At 59.1% G+C, this 18,224-nt stretch carries 14 protein-coding genes and 1 pseudogene; 4 read left to right on the top strand and 11 right to left on the bottom strand.

All coding sequences use genetic code 11. From position 1 onward, the window contains the following. Window positions 1–31 precede the first annotated feature (31 nt). Window positions 32–520 carry a hypothetical protein gene (locus tag NPX02_RS05330; RefSeq protein WP_260292397.1) on the bottom strand — a complete coding sequence of 163 codons (489 nt, stop codon included), beginning with the start codon at window positions 518–520 and terminating at the stop codon, window positions 32–34. Window positions 521–1,814: 1,294 nt separating this feature from the next. On the opposite strand from NPX02_RS05330, the gene NPX02_RS05335 reads away from it, so the two are divergent. Further along, on the top strand, window positions 1,815–2,723 hold the full coding sequence (locus NPX02_RS05335; RefSeq protein WP_260292398.1) for a hypothetical protein: 909 nt from the start codon (window positions 1,815–1,817) through the stop codon (window positions 2,721–2,723). A gap of 42 nt (window positions 2,724–2,765) precedes the next feature. Further along, window positions 2,766–3,083: a hypothetical protein gene (locus NPX02_RS21670; protein ID WP_470423639.1), complete on the top strand. Its 318-nt coding sequence runs from the start codon at window positions 2,766–2,768 to the stop codon at window positions 3,081–3,083. A 490-nt stretch (window positions 3,084–3,573) separates the two neighbouring features. Here NPX02_RS21670 and NPX02_RS05345 read toward each other — a convergent pair whose 3' ends face one another. Next, entirely contained in the window at window positions 3,574–4,173 is a 600-nt protein-coding gene (locus NPX02_RS05345; protein ID WP_260292399.1) for a TetR/AcrR family transcriptional regulator, read from the bottom strand. 169 nt (window positions 4,174–4,342) lie between these two features. On the opposite strand from NPX02_RS05345, the gene NPX02_RS05350 reads away from it, so the two are divergent. Further along, a complete protein-coding gene (locus tag NPX02_RS05350) occupies window positions 4,343–6,421 on the top strand; it encodes a VIT and vWA domain-containing protein (protein ID WP_260292400.1) in 2,079 nt (692 codons plus the stop codon). After that, a pseudogene (gene rrtA / locus NPX02_RS21575) lies at window positions 6,411–6,959 on the top strand (rhombosortase); the annotation flags it as partial. The gene NPX02_RS05350 and the pseudogene rrtA, both read left to right, overlap by 11 nt. 111 nt (window positions 6,960–7,070) lie before the next feature. Here rrtA and NPX02_RS05355 read toward each other — a convergent pair. The 9 genes from NPX02_RS05355 to NPX02_RS05395 all read right to left on the bottom strand — a co-directional run bounded on the left by NPX02_RS05355 (window position 7,071) and on the right by NPX02_RS05395 (window position 18,077). Further along, window positions 7,071–7,349, bottom strand: a complete 279-nt coding sequence (locus NPX02_RS05355) for a cytochrome C oxidase subunit IV family protein (protein WP_260292401.1) — start codon at window positions 7,347–7,349, stop codon at window positions 7,071–7,073. A 2-nt stretch (window positions 7,350–7,351) separates the two neighbouring features. After that, a complete protein-coding gene (locus NPX02_RS05360) occupies window positions 7,352–7,963 on the bottom strand; it encodes a cytochrome c oxidase subunit 3 family protein (RefSeq protein WP_335342513.1) in 612 nt (203 codons plus the stop codon). 123 nt (window positions 7,964–8,086) lie between these two features. Continuing rightward, on the bottom strand, window positions 8,087–9,070 hold the full coding sequence (locus NPX02_RS05365; protein ID WP_260292402.1) for an amidohydrolase family protein: 984 nt from the start codon (window positions 9,068–9,070) through the stop codon (window positions 8,087–8,089). After that, window positions 9,067–12,522, bottom strand: coding sequence for an acyl-[ACP]--phospholipid O-acyltransferase (locus tag NPX02_RS05370; RefSeq protein ID WP_260292403.1), 3,456 nt, complete (start codon window positions 12,520–12,522; stop codon window positions 9,067–9,069). The genes NPX02_RS05365 and NPX02_RS05370 overlap by 4 nt, the downstream gene beginning before the upstream one ends. A 214-nt stretch (window positions 12,523–12,736) precedes the next feature. Next, entirely contained in the window at window positions 12,737–13,378 is a 642-nt protein-coding gene (locus NPX02_RS05375; RefSeq protein WP_260292404.1) for a lysophospholipid acyltransferase family protein, read from the bottom strand. Window positions 13,379–13,422: 44 nt separating this feature from the next. Further along, window positions 13,423–14,352, bottom strand: coding sequence for a phosphatidate cytidylyltransferase (locus tag NPX02_RS05380; protein WP_260292405.1), 930 nt, complete (start codon window positions 14,350–14,352; stop codon window positions 13,423–13,425). After that, window positions 14,349–14,960 carry a CDP-alcohol phosphatidyltransferase family protein gene (locus NPX02_RS05385; protein ID WP_260292406.1) on the bottom strand — a complete coding sequence of 204 codons (612 nt, stop codon included), beginning with the start codon at window positions 14,958–14,960 and terminating at the stop codon, window positions 14,349–14,351. The genes NPX02_RS05380 and NPX02_RS05385 overlap by 4 nt, the downstream gene beginning before the upstream one ends. After that, the gene (locus tag NPX02_RS05390) at window positions 14,953–16,287 is read right to left on the bottom strand and encodes a dual specificity protein phosphatase family protein (protein WP_260292408.1); all 1,335 of its coding nucleotides are present in this window, start codon (window positions 16,285–16,287) and stop codon (window positions 14,953–14,955) included. Before NPX02_RS05390 ends, NPX02_RS05385 begins: the two co-directional genes overlap by 8 nt. A 2-nt stretch (window positions 16,288–16,289) precedes the next feature. After that, window positions 16,290–18,077: a bifunctional alpha/beta hydrolase/class I SAM-dependent methyltransferase gene (locus tag NPX02_RS05395; protein WP_260292410.1), complete on the bottom strand. Its 1,788-nt coding sequence runs from the start codon at window positions 18,075–18,077 to the stop codon at window positions 16,290–16,292. Between the last annotated feature and the right edge of the window lie 147 nt (window positions 18,078–18,224).

The raw sequence follows: 18,224 nt of genomic DNA on the forward strand, positions 1-18,224 counted from the left end.
AGGTCCGGTTGACTGCCGGGTTAGCCCTTATTTAGAGCAGCGATTGCTGGAGTAGCTCAACAAGAGATTGATGCAACGAATTCTCCGTAACGTCCTGGATTCCAACTTTCCCGGCGGGGCCACTTTGCCCGCCACGGCCAGGACTCATAGTGCTTTTATGGAGCGTTAGCATACTGGCATGCTTTTCACACGATATGGTGAGGTGTGGATACTCCGAAAGCCGCCGATGGCTGTCGTTACCAACTACAAAAGCAATGGTGATCGCAGCGGACTGGACTTGATGTTGATCTAATGCCTTTTCTTCTTGCTCTTCAATTCGGCACTTGATGCCCCGCATCTCCACGGCTTTAGCGAACGACTCGAAGGCTGGCCTCAATATGCTGGCACGACGCTCAACAAACTGGGACAAGAACGCTGCTTCCTTTTGTTCCCTCTCGCTTTTGACTTGGCGCACGCTCTCCTTTTTGGTGTCGTGAGCAGCGAAGAACTCGGCCAGTTGTTTTTCAACATTTTTGTCCATGCAAAATCTCCTGAGAGTAAGAGGGCTGACCCATTAGCATTTATGCAGCGTACCCAGCATGCGGCATAAACGCCTGTTGAACTGAGCCGCCTTCGATAGGGTTGCTAACTCTATTTAATAAGCATTTGTCTTTTACCGGCTGCCCGGTGGTTCGCTATTTGGGGTGATAGCGCAGGTGAGGTATCCGTATTGTGCATTCCGGCCCAGCTTCCTGAAGGCTATTGATCGTTTCGTACAATGATTTTTCTTCATAATGCCTCATTTTCCGGCCTTTGACCACTACTGACCCCAGACCCCGGGCCTGTCGATTGAAAGCCAGCTGTATCCCGGTAATCCGGTTGGCCAAGTAGCCATAGTGGCACATTCGCTGTTGTTGACAGCCAGCAGTTGGGTGCCAAAACGTTGGTCACGGCCCTACGCAAAGCGGTCGAGCTGACAACGGTCGGCCTCCGGGCCCTGGTGTCTGATCCTCGATGTGATCAATGAGGACGCCCTGGCGTTCTACCACCGATTTGATTTGTTCGAACCGTTCACCGACAACCCCATGTGGCTTTTTGTGCCTATGACCGCCCTTCGAACTATTTAACCTGCAGAAAAAGCCCCGCCTTTCATGAGCTGCCCCCCCATCGTGGGCAGGGGGGTAAATCGAACAGAGTCGAAGGTTCGATTCCACCCGTAGGCTCTAGCTGTAAGTATTGACGTGTTTACGGGGTTACCACATACTGTGACGGCAATCATATGAACGGAGCTGCTTCGGCAGTGTGGTTGTACCGCCTGGAAACAGGTCTCCAGCGGGTCTGGAGATAGCCAAGAGTCCCGATTAAGGAAAAGCCCACCACAAGGTGGGCTTTTCTGTTTTGGGGCCTTGATCGGGATATCCGAGTATACGCCTTACTATTTCGATGGGGGCACTGTGAACTTGCCGCCCTGGCCTGGTCTGTCTCGATGGGATGGTGATAAGATATCACCCGATACGTGCAGCTCGCCGCTGCTTCTGTTCCTTCCGCTCTTCCTGGTTTTGTGTCTGCTGTTCCTCCTTCCTTTGCTCGGCCTTCTCGACGGCCAGGCCCACAGCAGCCTTTACTTGGCGTTCAACCCATCACGCTCCAGCACGCTATTATTCGCCAAATCGTTGAAATCGGTGAGTTATTTAATTCTTTATAACTGAGCAAATCTCGGTTTAGCGCAGGTGGGAGTCTGTTTTGATAATAATAGTAATAATATTATTATTACTATTATTATCGCTGGATGTGAGTGATATGGTTTTGGTATTACGGATGGGAGTACAGCTACCATGACCAAAAAAACAACGGACGATGCTGTAGAAAACCTCCGGTCCGCACAGGATAGGGGGTTACATGCTTGCTACGATGAAAGGCCAGATGCCCCCAGTGATGTATGGAACCATCGGGATTATGGTAGCTGGAAGACTAGCATATGGGGTTTGATAGAAGACTTTGCTACTCCAGAAGTGGTGGAGTCCTTCTTGGCTGCGCCGCCAGAGGATATTGTTAGTGATGATCCGAGTTGGTTAGAGGAAATAGTTCACCGGGTTCGTAATGAAGCCTTTGATATGAAGTCATTGCTCGCTAATCGCCTAAGGGAGCGTTACAGTGCCATTCGTGCGGTGCATGGTACAAGAACGGATGATGTGGAACGATTTTATGGGGAGGGGCTGAAACCGCTTCAACCTGAAAAATTCCACCGTCAAGCAAGACTGCTGTTTCTTCAGGGCAAGTTCCCGGAGTTGAATGAATCGAGTCTTCAGGCGGCTATTCATCAGGTTGGAAGTGACCTGCGAGAAGGTCGAGTTTACTTCGAAGCCAACGAAGAGATGCTTCTTACCTATTGCGGACATTACATGATATATGGCAGTGAATACCTTACGTCGCTGGCAGCTCAAATTGGAAGTAAACGCGACTATCGACAAGTGCTAACAACTTATGGGAAGCCTACGGTGTTAGTCTGTGATGTTCCCCTGGAGCTAATTAGTGATTATACGCTTGAGGAGTTTTCCGGCTGGTCACTGGAAGCTCTTTTCCAGGAGCTGTTGGAAGGTTCAGATTTCCAAATAAATCCTTCGAGAGGGGCTGGATTCTGCATCCGATCTAGATTAGATCCCCATTGCATAGTGGGGCACTATCATCCAGAGAGTATTCGTGATCCGCTGACGGGCATTATACATCGATGGCGCATTAGTTAAGGGGTGGTACATCAGACAAAATGAATGCCAAGAGGAAAGAGTATGACGAACTCACATGAGGACGAGCCGTTTTTTATCACCGAAGAGATTGAGGCCGAGATGATTGCGGCCGGATATGTTTTCGAGCCGCCCGCCCACTTTACAACGACCAACTCCTACGAACTGTACGGCCTGCGCCCAGGTGAAACCGTGGCGGAAGCCATCGCTCGACACCAGGCTGAGCAGAAGGCGGAACCAGCCGTGCGCCGGCTGACCGCTGACGAACTGACAGAGCTGCGCCGAGACATGGCTGAATCGTCGCAATGGATGCAGAATGAATTGCGTCGTAGGAAGACTGAAAAAGAATCGGATGATTTCTGAGCTAATTTTTACCGTAACACGGCAGGGCAATATAGTGATAAGCGGTGTATTTCCGGTGCAACACTTAGTTTTTACTCTGTTCGTCAAAGTACGCTAAGTTACTGTTTGTAAACTTCTTTTGGTTTCGTTTGATTACGGCTGATTTTCCATATATCACAATAACTTATTGTTTTATATGGAAACTCTTAATCCATTGGTCGTAGGTTCGAATCCTACATGGCCCACCAATTGGTAACGAAGCCCGGACCTCGCGTCCGGGTTTTTCGTTTTCAGACAGCGCATTCAAACCTGCGACTTCAAATAAGCCAGGTTTGACAGCACAACGAAGCGCAGCTGCATGAGGCGGCGCAGCCGCCGAGTCATCCCGCCCACCAATTGGTAACGAAGCCCGGACCTCGCGTCCGGGTTTTTCGTTTTCAGATAGCGCATTCGAACCTGCGACTTCAAACAGCCTAGTTCGACAGCGTAGCCGCTTTCCCTCTCGAAATTTCTATCGACTCATACCTTCGACAAAGTTGTCGATCAGCATGCAGGCCATCTCACCGGTACTCTGCCCTCCGGCGAGATCGAGCCGCTGGCGGATCTTCAAAATGCAGATGCCGTGCACACTCGCCCATAAAACCCGCGCCGCCTGGCTGATGGTTTTGTCATCCTGGTTGCCAACCGTCGATGCCAGCGTCTCTTCGACCAGGCCAAATACCTGGCCCAGCTTCTCCAGGTACCAATCCGGCATCACCTCATCCTTGCCAGCCACATATTCAAGCAACATGTTCCAGCGCGGGGATTCCGCTTCCGCGTAATCGATGTAGGCGGTCGCCAGGGCATACAACGCCTTCTTGCCTGAATAGCTATGGTGCTTTTCATCCAGCATGCGTTGATAGAGTTGATCCAGAGTCCGGCCGTTGAGCTGAAATACCAGGTCATCAAGGTTCTCGAATACCAGATAAAGGGTCCCCACGGTGTAGCCAATCGCGGCGGCAACCTTGCGTGCGGTCAACGCCTTGAAGCCACCCTCGGCAACAATGGCCTCGGCGGCGCCCAGTGCCAGTTGGCGTATCTCTTCACGGCTGTGATCGCTGCGGCGGCCCATATTTCGTACCTGGTCTGGGAAAGGATGGCGTTAGTTTAGCGAAGTATTGAACATTGTTCAATTGTGTGCTAAAAGCTGTAATTGAACATCGTTCAATAAAACCCGAGGCCCCATAGGGGTCTCTTGCCGGGATTAAATTAAACATAGTTTAATTAAACGGAGCCTGATCATGAGACTGATTGAATACATACCTTGGAAGCGTGCAATCATTGCCTTTACCTTGCTGCTACTGGGAAACACGGCACTTGCAGCCGGTCTGCTCTCTCCCAGTGATGGCAGTCTGCCTCCACTGGGAATCAAGGAACACCATGTTTCCGTGGTGGTCGAGGACGGCTATGCCGTCACCACAGTGGAGCAGACTTTCCATAATCCCCATGCCCAGGACCTGGAGGCGGTCTACTCCTTTCCGGTACCGGAGCATGGCGCGGTATCCGAATTCACTTTGTGGATAGATGGCAAACCTGTCTCCGGAGAAGTGCTGGAGAAGAAAGCCGCGCGCCAGGTTTATGAGGAGGAGAAGTCGGCCGGGCGCGATGCCGGTATTACCGAGAAGGACAGCTACAAAACCTTCGACATCAGTGTGGCACCGGTGCGGGCCGGCGGGGATACGCGTATTCGCCTGGTTTATATGCAGACTGCCAGCGTCGATACCGGGATTGGTCGTTATGTCTACCCCCTCGAAGAGGGCGGCGTGGATGAGGAGAAGCTGGCCTTCTGGACGGCCAATGAAACGGTTGAGGAAGCGTTCAGTTTCCGCTTGCTACTGCGCTCTTCCTATCCGGTGGATGCCCTGCGTGTGCCCAACCAGGCCGCTGCGCAGGTCCAGCAGCTGCCCGATGGGGAGTGGCTGGTTGAATTGGCAAACAGCGCCGGTGCCAGGAAAGAGGAGGGTGCCCGGGGCAACGCCTTCAATCCTCAACAGCCGCAGTCCGGTGCGGCGTTTACCCTGGATAAGGATCTCGTGGTCTATTGGCGCCTTCAGGCCAACCTGCCCGGCAGTGTCGATCTGGTCACCTATAAGCCGGATCCGAAACAGCGTGGGACCTACATGCTGACCATCACCCCGGGGGATGACCTGAAACCGATAACCGAGGGGCGTGACTGGGTCTTTGTACTGGATATCTCGGGATCAATGAGTGGCAAGTACGCGACGCTGACGGACGGTGTGGAGCGGGCGCTTGCAAAGCTGCGTCCCGAAGACCGGTTTCGTATCGTGCTGTTCAACAACACCGCGCATGAGCTGACCCGGGGATATGTCAACGCCACCCGGGAAGCCGTTCAACAGTACGCCAGCCAGGTGGCAGGTATCCAGCCGGGAAACGGCACCGATCTATATGCCGGGCTGAAAAAAGGGCTCAACTCGCTTGAAGCGGACCGTACCAGCGCCATCGTGCTGGTGACCGACGGCGTTGCCAATGTGGGGGAGACGGCGCAGCGTAAATTCATCGAGCTGATCCGGAAAAAAGACACCCGGCTGTTCACGTTTATCATGGGCAACAGCGCCAATCGCCCCATGCTCGAGGCGATGACCAAGGCCTCCGGCGGTTTCGCGGTCCGCATATCCAACAGCGATGATATCGTGGGTCAGTTACTCACCGCCGTCAGCAAGGTCGGGCACCAGGCGTTGCATGGCGTGGAGTTGAAGATCAAGGGCGTGAAGACCGCCGATATCACGCCCAGGGAGATAGGCAGCCTGTATCGGGGACAACAACTGGTGCTGTTCGGACACTACTGGGGAGAGGGGGATGCCGAGGTGGAACTGAGCGGCCGGATATCCGGTGCTGACAAGACATACCGGACGCGCTTCGCCTTTCCGGCCATCGGCAAGGAGAATCCGGAGATCGAACGGTTGTGGGCATATGCTGCCATCGAAGAGATGCAGACCGAAATGGAGAACTTCGGTGAACAGCCGGATCTCAAACAAGCCGCCACCGATCTAGCCCTGGAGTACAGCCTGGTGACCGATTACACCTCCATGGTGGTGTTGCGTGAGGAGCAGTTTCAGGCCAGGGGCATCGAGCGCCGTAACCAACAGCGCCTTGCCAATGAGCAGGCGGCACAGCAACAACGTGCCCAACACCCTGTGGTGTCGCGGCGCGTTGATACCAAACAGCCCCTGTACACCCAGCCGCGGGCCAGTCACAGCCGGGGCGGCGGAGCCATGGACCCCTGGAGCCTCCTGCTCCTGCTGCCACTGCTGGTCATATCCGTCGCTCGAAATCACCGGGTGAAGCCTGATGGCGGTTAATGCCGCGATATCGACGAGCCACGGCAGCAACGGGCTGCCGTGGCTCTCGCTCGGGCTGGCACTCGTGGCGACAGGGCTGTACCTGCTGGCGGGTCCCGCACCCGAGACGCTGGTGTACGGGCGCGAGGAGATATTACAGGGGGATTGGTGGCGGCTGCTCAGTGGTCACCTGGTGCACAGCGATGTTTATCATGCGTTCTGGGACATCCTCGCCCTCGGTCTTATCGCATCCATTCTGGAGCGGCGGGACAGAAAGCGGCTCTGTCGGGCGATGCTGTTCAGTCTGCTGTTTCTGGATGCCTGGCTTTGGTGGGGAGTGACGGATCTGGATTACTATTGCGGTCTGTCCGGCGTACTCAACACGCTGTTGACGCTGGTGTTCTGGCAACTATGGCGCGATAACCCGCACCCCCTGATTGTTGTCGCCGGGTTGGGTTACATGGGAAAACTGGTTGTTGAAACTGTGTTGGATCAAGCGCTCTTTACCAGTACCGCCTGGCCGGGTTTGCCCGGCATCCATATGGCCGGTGTGACCGCCGCGGGGATGTTTCTCCTGTTCGAACATCGCCGAGCTATTCAGCGTGCTGTTCGATGGTGCCTCGATGATCCGGCGAACGCGCGGCGTATTTTTACCCGACCTCTTTCCGGGTCAGTTCAGCGTTGTCAGTCGCCGGAGCAGGTCGCCCCAGCCATGCGTGAAGATGACCAGCAGCGGAACCAGCGTGGCGAAGGCGTAGAGCACGTGGCGGATGTGGGCGTTGGCGCGGGTCATCTCCATGTAGTGGTCGATCACCATACGTCCCTTGACCGCGATCAAGCCGGCCACCAGCAGGGTCAGCGGCCAGCCAGCGTGCCCGGTTTCGGCGAACCAGGCCCCGGCCAGGGTGAGACCGATCAGCAGCAGCCAGACTCTCTCCGCATGCCCCATGCTCACCTCAGTACGTAGAAAAAGGGGAAGATCACCAGCCAGATGACATCGGTGGTGTGCCAGTAGACCGCCGCCGCCTCCAGGCCGCTGTAGTCCCTTGACGAGTAGCTGCCACGGCTGGTCCGCAGAGCAACCCAACCCAGGCCCAGCAGGCCCCAGAAGACATGCACCAGGTGATTCAGTGTCAGGTAGTAGTAGACCGTGTAGAAGATACCGGTTTCGCCGTCGATGCCGTGCGCAATGTTCCAGCGGATCTCGAAGTACTTCACCAGCGGATAGCCGCAACCGAGCAGAAACGCCAGCGCGATCCAGCGGAACGCCGTGACCGAGGCGTCCCGGCGAATCGACTCGACCGCCTTGACCATGCAGTAACCGCTGGTCAGCAGCAGCATGGTGATGGTCACCCCGGCCAGGGTGACCAGTTTGTCTGGGCCGCTCTCGAACGCCTCGGGGTGGTGGGCCTTGGCCACGAAGTAGACAATGAACAGCAGCAGAAACTCCACCAGCACACAAAAAATGCCGACCCAGATGCCGTTGTTTCCAGGCACCCGGCCACGGGATCTGAAGTCGTGATCCTCAGGCACGGCAATAGACTCGGCATAGGGCATGCTCATGTTGCCCATTATTCAGGAGCCGCATGGGCCATATCCATGATAAAGGTCAAACCGTGAGGATCGGGCGCTCGCCACCACGCCCGGTGGCTTGAGCGGTTGCCCGGGATTGGCCTTCGTTCCGTATCAGAGAAGTTTTGTGTAGTTGGTATAGAGCGGATTGCCAGAGGGGAAGTAGTCGTGCAGCGCCGCGATGTAGCGGTCAAACGGATTACCTACCAGGCCGATCCGCTTTCTTCTCTGTTTTGGCAGGTCATAACTGTTGAACCGCACGGTGAAGGGCACCGGATAGTCGGTGCCGAACAGGAGTTTGTGATGCACATCGGTCTGTTCGGACAGGTGCCTTAATGCCCGTGCCCGCATGGGGGCCAGGATCGCAGAAATATCCGCATAGAGATTGGGGTGCGCTTTCAGCATCGCCAGCAGCTGGAAGTAGTCCGCGTCAAAGAAGCGGGGATCTTTCGACAAGTTGCGCCAGAGGCGAAGTTTATAGTTCAGCCGTCCCAGTCCCATGTGCGCGGCAATCACCGTGACGCCGGTGGCGAGGGGCAGGTCGAGCATTCCGACGCCCTCGTATCGCCTGTGGGAGTCAATGCTGTACTCGCTGCCGACATGGATGATCAGCGGGATGTTGTGTGCCTCGATTTTTTCGTAGTAGGGGATAAAACGCTCGTCATTGAGATCCACACCCCAATAGTTTTGCAGGAACTTGGCCCCGCGGCAGCCGTTCTCCATGTGCCGGTCGATGAGTTCCAGGGCATCGGGGCGGCGTGGATTGACCGAGAAGAAGGGGATGAATTGATCCGGGTAACGCCTGGCCACGGTTAGCACATCCTCGGTCATGGCGCAGACCGTCCGGTCGCGATCAATCTCCCGGCCCCGCTCATCCAGGCGTACATCGACCCCGAACAGGCAGCTCTTTTCCACATGGACCGAATTTTTTATCGACGCCGCCATGGCCGAGACGTAGGTCGCGTAGGGCTGTCTCAGCAGCTGTTTCGGATCCGCCCCCAGGCTGCGGGCAAACAGCGGGATGGTGATCTTGTCATACAGGCGATGGAAGCTGACCTCCGGGTTCAGCAGGTGGGTATGGATGTCAACGGTCTTCATGCTACCCCCGCTGCCAGTGCGATCTCTCTGGCCTTGTTGAAATTGCTTTTACCGCTGCCCAGTTTGGGAATCGTCTCCACGGCCACCAACTGGGCCGGTTTCATCAGCGGGCTGAGGTCGGTTTGATTGATCAGTGCCTTGAGTTCATCCTGGGTTATGTTGCCGGCGAACAGCACGATCACCTTCTCGCCCTTCTTTTCGTCCGGCACCGTGGTGGCGAGGATCTCCACGTCATCCGGGAGTCGGGATCCGATCGCGCCTTCTATGGCGCCCAGGCTGATCATCTCCCCGCCGATCTTGGCAAAACGCGAATAGCGGTCGACGATGGTGAGGAAGCCATCGCTGTCCAGGTGCCCCTTGTCGCCGGTCTTGTACCAGCGTTTGCCCTCCGACTCGACAATCACCTCGGCGGTCTTTTCGGCATCCTTGAGATAGCCCAGCATCACCTGGGTGCCGCCAAACAGGATCAGGCCATCCTCTCCGGCCGGCAGCGGTTCCAGGGTGTCCGGATCGACGATGCGGAAACTGCCACCCGGCAGCGGCAGGCCGACGGTGCCCGACCGATTTCCTTCCTGAACCTGCCAGCCCCGCAGGTCCAGGCGGTCGGGGATGTTGACGCTCGCCACCGGGGTCGTTTCGGTGCTGCCGTAGCCCTCGTAAATCTCCTTGTTGAACTTGAGCTTGAAGGCATCACGGATCTCCGGATTGAGTCGTTCGGCACCGGCCACCACCACCCGCAGGGACTCCAGCATCAGGGGATGGACGTGGCGGTTGCGGATGAATAGCCGCAGGAAGGTCGAGGTGCCGCAGAAGATGGTGGCGCGCTGGCGGGCGATCGCCTTGGCAATGGTCAGTACGTCGGTGGGGTCGGGATGGCAGACCGCCGGAATCCCCTCCACCATCGGCATCAGGCCGGTCACGGTCAGGCCAAAGGCGTGAAACAGCGGCAGCGTGGACATGACCACATCCTCGTGACGGGCATCCAGCACATCGGTGACCTGGCGGATGTTGGCCATGATGTTGTGATGGCTCAGGACCACCCCCTTGGGATCACCCTCGCTGCCGCTGGAGAAGAGAACGGCCGCCGGCTGCCGGATATCCACCGGCTTGCCGAACAGGGTGAACAGCAGGCGGGCCGGCAGCAGCACGGAGGCGGCCATCAATAGTAGCTTGACTGCAGGGGTGATCGCTTCCTTCATCTCTTCCAGATGGTGCACCTCGACCCGTGACAGCAGCGGTTCGAGGTCGATCCCGCGTTGCTGCAGTTTCCTGATAAAGCGGCTGGAGGTGTAGAGGCTGCGGATCTCCGCCTTCTCGACGGCCGACAGCAGGGCCTCGGTGCTGGCCGTGTAGTTCAGGTTGATCACGGTCTTGCCCCTGAGCAGCGCGGCCAGGTTGGTCATCACGCCGGCGCTGCTGGTGGGCAGCAGTAGCCCGATATGCTGTTCCGGGCTGCGTTTCCGGATCAGTCGGGACAACCCGATCACGCCGGTGAGCACCTTGTGCCCGGTCAGCGGCATGCCGCCCTGGGCATCGCTGAGACAGGTTTTCGTGCCCATGCGTTTGGCGCTGCGCATCCAGGCCAGCGGGATGCTCTCCAGGCTCTGCGTGTACTGCTCCCAACTGTCGATGGAGAGCTCGAACACCTGCTGCTTGAGCGCGTCGGCCGGCGTGTTCATCGGCAACGGCTTGCCGAAGGCGACGATGACGTTGCCCCGCAGGCCGCTGTTGCGCAGCTCCTGCAGTTTTTTGCTGGAGCGCGAAAAGCGGCTGCCCCAGAGGCCGCGCAGGTAGAAGGGCAGGATGACGCCCTCCACCCCCTCGACGCAGCGTTCGTAACCCCGCTTGAATGGACCCAGTTGGCCGTTACGGCTGATGGCGCCCTCGGGGAACAGGCAGACCACCTCGCCGGCCATAAGCAGTGCATTGATGGTTTCCAGTGCCTCCTTGCTCTGGCCCCTGGCGATCGGCACCACTCCGAACAGGTCAAGGAACCACTTGATGTACCAGCGCTGGTAGATGGATCGCTCCATGACAAAGCGGACCGGCCTGGGGCAGGCAATCTGCACCATCGCCCAGTCCAGCCAGCTGATGTGGTTGCCCAGCAGCAGCACCCCGCCCTGGGCCGGCAGGTTCTCGAAACCGATCACCTCGATACGATGGGTGCTGGAGAACAGGCGCGCGATGACGAAGCGAACCAGGGACTGGGGCAGTTGATACGTCGTGTAGATGGCCCCGAGTAGTGCCGTCAGCGTCAGCAGATGGAACAGTCCCTGGGTGCCCATGCCCTGGATCGAGAACAGCACGGTCAGGCCGAGAAATCCCAGCATCACCAGGTTCTGCACCCAGTTGTTGCCGGCCAGTACGGTACCCAACTCCTCATCCCGGGCGTGATACTGGATCAGGGCGTTGAGCGGGACGATGAACAGGCCGCCGAACACACCCAGGAACAGGAAATCCACGATCAGCAGTCCGGTGGAGCCCAGTTGCGGGATGAATGACAGGGTGATGACCACGCCCGCCGCGCCCAGCGGGATCAGACCGGTTTCGATGTAGTGTTTCGAGGCCCGACCGGCAATCAGGGAACCGACGATAATGCCGATACCGGTGCAGGCCATGATGCCCTGGATCACCACGGTGTTATCCAGGCCGAGGGAGGCCTTGGCCAGAGCCGGGAAGGCGGCCAGGACCACCTGGGAGATGCCCCAGAAGACCGATAGCCCGACGATGGAGAGCCAGATGGCGCGACTGCCGAGCAGCTTGTTGAAGTTGTCCCGCAGGCAGTGTCCGGTGCGATAGCGCTGCCAGTCGAATTGCAACTCGGGGGCCTCCGCCTGCACCGGCGTCAGTCGCAGGGTGAGCAGGAGTTCGAGCACGGCGCAGGCCACCAGCACCCAGCCGATCGGCGCGATGGCCTGCAGCAGCTGCTGGCTGTCGCTGTAGCGGGTGCCGGCCAGGCGCTGCTCAAACAGCACCGAGAAGACAAAGATGCCGGAAAGAATGGCAATGATCGTCACCGCCTGCACGACGGCATTGGCGGAGGTGAGATTCTCCTTACCGGTCAGCTCCTTGATGTAGCCGTACTTGGCCGGGGAGTAAAAGGCACTCTGCACCGCCAACAGGAAGGTCAGGCCGAAGGCCAACTGAAACCAGCCCAGGTAGTAGGAGAGGGTGACCAGCAGGGTCAGTGCCACCGCCACGGCGGCGCTGATCTGCATTACTTTGGGTTTGCGGAACTTGTCGGAGAGAAAACCCGCCGGCGTGAACAGCAGGATGAACGGCAGCAGGATCAGCCCGTTCACCACGGCGGTGAGGATGATCTGGGTCTGCCCTTCATAGATCTTGAAAATGGTGTCCTGGATCAGGATCTTGTGGCCAAGGTCGATAAAGGCATTGAAAAAGATGGTCAGGATGAAGGGAGTGAAGCCGCGCAATTTGGTTAATTTGTCCATGCTCAGTGCCTGATGAAGGTTAAATATGACATGAATGGCACTAAGTTAAGGCAGGAATCCATTTTTTCGTCATTCCGGCGCAGGCCGGAATCCATGAATTCACCGCGGATGCGGGTTCTGGATCCCGGCATTCGCCGGGATGACGAGGGCTCTGGGCTTAACTTAGTGCCATTCAAATATGCCATTGGGAAAATGTTTTTCGGCCGACGCGGGTTCAATCCCATGCCGCATGCCCCTGTTCCGAGGCCAGGGCCTCCATCTGTTGTTCAAGTTGTTGCATCAGCCGTGTGCGGTCACCCTGCCAATAGAGGGCCGGGCCGACAAACACATCGCAGAAAAACGGTACCAGCAGCCCCTCGCCCTTGGGCAGGGATTTGCCCAGGCCGTGCAGGAACACCGGGCTGATGGGGATGGTGTCGTGTGCTTTCGCCAGATGAATAATGCCGCTTTTGAACTTCTGCATCCGTTCCGGCTGGCCGCGTGTGCCTTCGGGGAAAATGATAATAATGTCGCCCTGGTTTAGGGCCGCTTGCACCGGGGCCAGCGGGTCGTGATGGCCCTCGTGGTTTTTTCGCTCGATGGGGATGATGCCGATCACCCGGGTGGCGAACCAGGCCAGCAGCGGATTGGCCATGAAGTAGTCGGCCGCGGCCACCGGACGCAACCGCCGCAGTTGGGCGAGCGGAAACAGCGACATCAACACCAGGGTGTCCAGGTGGCTGTTGTGGTTGGCGACGACGATCGCCGGTCCGGTGGCGGGCAGGTGTTGCCGATGGCGGACATTGAGGCCGAGTATGATCAGCACCAGGGGGCGCACAATGCAGGTGAAGAAGAGCAGCTTAGGCCAGTCTTTCATGATTCCCATCTCCCGCCATCAGTAGTGCCCATTAGTAGTACCCGTCAGTAGTACAAGTAGTAGAGGTAATGGAAAAACAGCGGGGCGGTGAAGGTGAGGCTGTCCACCCGGTCGAGTATGCCGCCGTGTCCGGGAAGCAGGCTGCCGCTGTCCTTGATGCCGATATCCCGTTTTACCGCCGAGATCACCACGTCACCCAGGAAGCCGGAGAGGCCGATGATCAGGCCGGCGCCCACCGCCTCGATCGGGTTGAGCGGTGTCAGGAAGGGGGCGCTGGCCAGGGAGACCACCAGGGTCGTGGCACAGCCGCCGATCAGTCCCCCCCAGGTCTTGCCGGGGCTGACCCGGGGCACCACCTTGCGTTTGCCGAGACGCTTGCCCCACACATACTGGGCCACATCGTTGAGTTCGGTTAGCAGCACCAGGTAGATCAGCAGGCCGACACCGCCGGCGGGGGCAACGTCCTCCGGCAGCGCCAGCAGGAAGGCGGCGTGGCTGATACTGAACACCGTCATCATCAGCCCCCAGTGGATCGTACCCATGGAGCGCAGAAAATCCTCGGTTTCGCCGATCAACACCTTGCGTGCGGAGATAACCAGCAGGGCATAGACGGGAATGAAGATGATGAACATGCCGTACCAGCCGATCGCCGCCCAGTAGTACTGCAGCGGGATGGTCAGGTAGGCCCAGAACAGCACCCGCCGGTCGGAGCGTCGGGTGGGGATCAGTGACAGGTACTCCTTCAGGGCCAGGAAACTGATGAAACCGAGCAGCCAGGTGGTGACGGTCGCTCCCAGCAGCACGGCGGCGGAGAACAGGCTGACCATGATCCACCAGGAGCGGACGCGAAGTGTGAGTTCGCCGGCGGTCGGCAGTTGGCGCCTTTTTTCGATCAGGTGGGCGGTCGGTGTGGCGAGGATCAGGATGCCGAAAATGCCGGCCAGCGCCCACAGGGCGTGAGGATGGAAGTTCATGCCTGCCCCCCGCCCAGCAGGGCATGGCGAACCCGGTTAAGAACGGTAAGCAGGGCCAGCACGGTAGCCAGCGCCAGCAGTAGCATCAGCCAGGGGCCCGGGGAGAGGCCCAGACCCAGGAGCAGACCGATGGCACCGAATAGCAGCGCCCGGTCGCTTTTACCGAAGGGGCCGTCATATCGACGCTCTGCCCCGATCTGGATCGCCTGGATGCCGGCAAATTCGGTCAGGATGGCGAGGAAAACCAGCAACACGACCAACGTAGCGGATACGCCGGGCACCAGCGCCAGGGGCAGGTAGAGAGCGGTATCGGCCAGCACATCCCCCAGTTCGTTGAGTACGGCACCGAGGCGGGATTGCATCCCATGCTCCCGGGCCAGCATGCCGTCGAGGGCGTTGAGCGCCATGCGCACCAGCAGCACCGCGGGCAGCAACAGCAGTGGCCAGGCTTCGGTTGCATAGAGTGCCAGGGCGGTGCCGTTGGCGAGCGAGAGCAGCAGGGCGGCCAGGGTAATCTGGTTGGGGGTGATGCCGCCGGCGGCCAGACGGGCACAGAGCGGTCGCAGCAGGCCCTGAAAGGCCGGTTTGAGATCATAGATGCTAGGCATGAGCCGTCCCCTTCCTGGTGATCATATCCGTGTTTGCAGTGTCCGCGATTAGCGTACCCAGAGCGTAATCGTCGAGCACTATACCAGAACGGTGTTCCCTGGTGTATCGGTGGGCCGATTCCAGGCTCATGCCCTCACTCATCAGGTAGGCGATCGCCACCAGGGCGCAACGAGAGAGGCCCAGGCTGCAGTGCACGTAGACCCCGGTGCGGTGTTGGCGGATAAAACGCACGGCGGCCTGAAGCGCCTGGCGGTTGGGTGTGGCGAAGTCGAGCAGGGGGACGTGGTGGTAATGGAGCTCGCCCCAGCGCTTTGTTTCGGCGGTTTCCGGAGCCAGGTCCAGGACTGCGCCGACTCCCAACTGCTTGAGGCGGGCCGCCTCGCTGGCGGTGAGGCGGCGACCGAAATAGATGCCATCACTGAGGTGGTTCCAGGGCGAGACGCGGGAGCGATAGTAGCGCCAGGTCAGGTGCGTGCCGATCAGGTAGGGGGCGAACAGCAGCCGGGTGACCAGGCAGTGCCGGCCGTGGCGTTTCTGTAGGAAATCGGCCCGGCCGCCGGCATAGGCGCCGGCCACCAGTGCCAGGGTCAGCATCGGATAGAGCAGCAGCCAGCCCCATCCCCAGTCCCGGCTCAGCAGGGCCAGGGCGAGCGCGGCCAGGGCGCCCGCCCCATAGCGAATCGCCATACGCGCCGACTGCCGGTTGACCACCGCCCCCGGTGCATCATTCAGGGGGATGGTATGCATCACCAGCAGGCCGACCAGCAAGCCGCCAACGAGATCGATGAAATGGTGCTGATAGACCGTCAGGGTGGAGAGGGCGATCAGCCAGAACCAGAGGCCCAGCAGGCGGCGGCCCCAACCGTCGGCCATACGCCGCACCAGCGGCCAGTAGATCAGGCTCAGACTGACGTGTAGCGAGGGGCACTGGTTGTAGGGCAGGTCGAGTGTGAGCAGGTTGAACAGTCCGCCAACCCAGCCGCTGGTCTCGGGGCGGACAAATCCGAACTGCATCGGCTGGAGCAGAAACAGCAGGCAGGAGATGCCCAGGGCCAGCAGTATCCGTCCGGCATGGCCAAGCAGTTCCCGTCGATCCCTGAGCCAGAAAAAGCTGAGAATGAAGAAGATATCCAGCGACAGGTAGGGCAGGATGGTCCAGCCGAGGAAGGGTATCCGTTCCTCCCACGGCAGATACAGGCTGGGCAGTCCATTCAGCTCGGCGCTCAGGCTGTTGGTGGTGCCGTAGACCAGGAGGAACAGACTGCCCAGCCCGAGCGCCCAAAACAGTTTTTCCCAGTGAGTGGGGGTTGTCTGCGGGTTGTCCATGATCAGGCCTCCCTCAGGGCGCTGGTGACGGTGAAGATTCCGTCATCGTCCTGCAGTTGGGATTGGGGGGTGAAACCGGCCTGTCGTACCAGGTCGTTGATCTCCGACTGCGGGCGCAGGCGCATCACCCAGGGGTCGCCGTCACGGTTGATCAGGGTGCGGGCGATCAGCTCCAGCTGCGGGTGATGGGGCTGGTTGGTGTAAATGAGCCACCCACCCGGACGCATCTGCCGGTGAATGGCGCGCAGCGAGCGAAGCACCCGGGCATTGTCATCGAACAGCTCGTAGAGGCCGGAAACGATGACGATATCCGGGCGCGGCGACAGGGTCGCGATGGAGTCCGGGTCGAAGGCATCCCCCGGTTCATGTGTCAGCCGGGTCACACCTGACGCGCGGGCCAGTTCGCGCCCCTCCGCCAGTCCTGCCAGGTCCCGGTCCCGGCAAACGGCACTGATGGCGGGGTCCTGGCGCTGGCGCATCACCTCGCACAGGTAGCGTCCCGGGCCTCCGGCCATATCCACAATATGGACCTTCTGTCCTGGTGCCCTGAGGTCGTCGATGGCCCGGTTCAGTTGTCTCTCCAGATGCAGGCGGCGCTGACGAATGCCGACCCAACCGGCGCTATCGAGGTAGTGGCGATCGATGAGCCGGCCCAGCGGGCCCAGACCCCTTGCCTGGTTGCGATAGACGTAGTCGAGGGTGCGGCCGGAATCGAAACCGCTCTCCCAGCCCAGACGCACGCCTGCGCTCAGGCGGCCCAGGGTTTTGAGGCCAAAGCGGCTGGCGGCAAACCACCAGCGGGTAGGGGAGAGCAGGGGAAGCGGTTGTTGCAACTGCTTGTAGCGGTCCTGATTGCAGGCACCGGTATCGGCGCCGGCTCCGGTCTGCATCATCCGAGAAGGCGTGCGGGTGAACTGGCGGGTGATGAATTCGCGCGCCGCGGCGATGGGGATGTGCCGGTCGCGCTCATGAAAGATCTCATGATAAAAGCCGGGCAGGTTTCTGAACAACTTCTCCCGGCTGCCCAGATTGTCGAACAGGCGCCGCTGCGCTGCTTGCTGTACCACGCGGTCGCTGCCGGCGGAGAGGATCAGGGTCGGCACCCGGATGCCGTTGGCGCTGTCGATCAATCGTTCGGCGGTGTCGAACAGGCTGGTCAAGACCCGGACCGCGATGCGGGGCGAAATCAGCGGATCGGCGCGGCGTGCCGCCGCCTCCGCCTGGTCGTGGGTCAGCATGCCCGGTTTGACATAGCTGTTGATATGGGCGTCGGGCCGCAGGCGCTGCAGCAGCCGGAGTCCGGTCAGGGCGGCCGGCACGTAGAGCTTGATATTGAGGGCGGGGGAGCCGAGTACCATGGCGCGGATGGGCGGGGCGTAGTCATTCACCCAGGTGGCGGCGATGACACTGCCCACGCTGTGACCGATGAGCGCCATCTCTTCGAGTGGGATACGGTATTCATCCGCCAGGTGGCGCACGAAGGCTTCGGCGTCACGCACATAGTCCAGGAAGTGGCGGGCAAAGCCCCGACTCCCCGGGGAGAAGCCATGGCCCCGGGCATCCCAGGCGAAAATGGCAAAATCCTCCAGTTCCAACTGCTCCACAAGCTCCAGAAAACGCCCCGAGTGCTCGTGTCCGCCGTGAAACAGCACCACCGCCCGGTCGCAGGGGGAGGCGGGCAGCCAGTAACGGTAGAAGAGTTCGCTGCCGTCCCAGGTCTGCATGTGCGCTTCGCCGGACAGGGGGGTGGATTCAGGGGAGGATTGAAGGCTTTCTGATGCGATGTGCATGATTTGTTGCTCCTGTTTGTGATATGCACTGCTGTCATTGCAACCCCCTTGCCAATTTTGTTTTTAGAAAAAATATTATTAAATTTCATATAGATGTGCTCATGTGTCAGGGCTTTGTATCTGATAGTAAATGCCCATAAAGTACAA

It is taken from the genome of Sedimenticola hydrogenitrophicus, from assembly GCF_025175675.1.
Lineage (GTDB): Bacteria > Pseudomonadota > Gammaproteobacteria > Chromatiales > Chromatiaceae > Sedimenticola > Sedimenticola hydrogenitrophicus.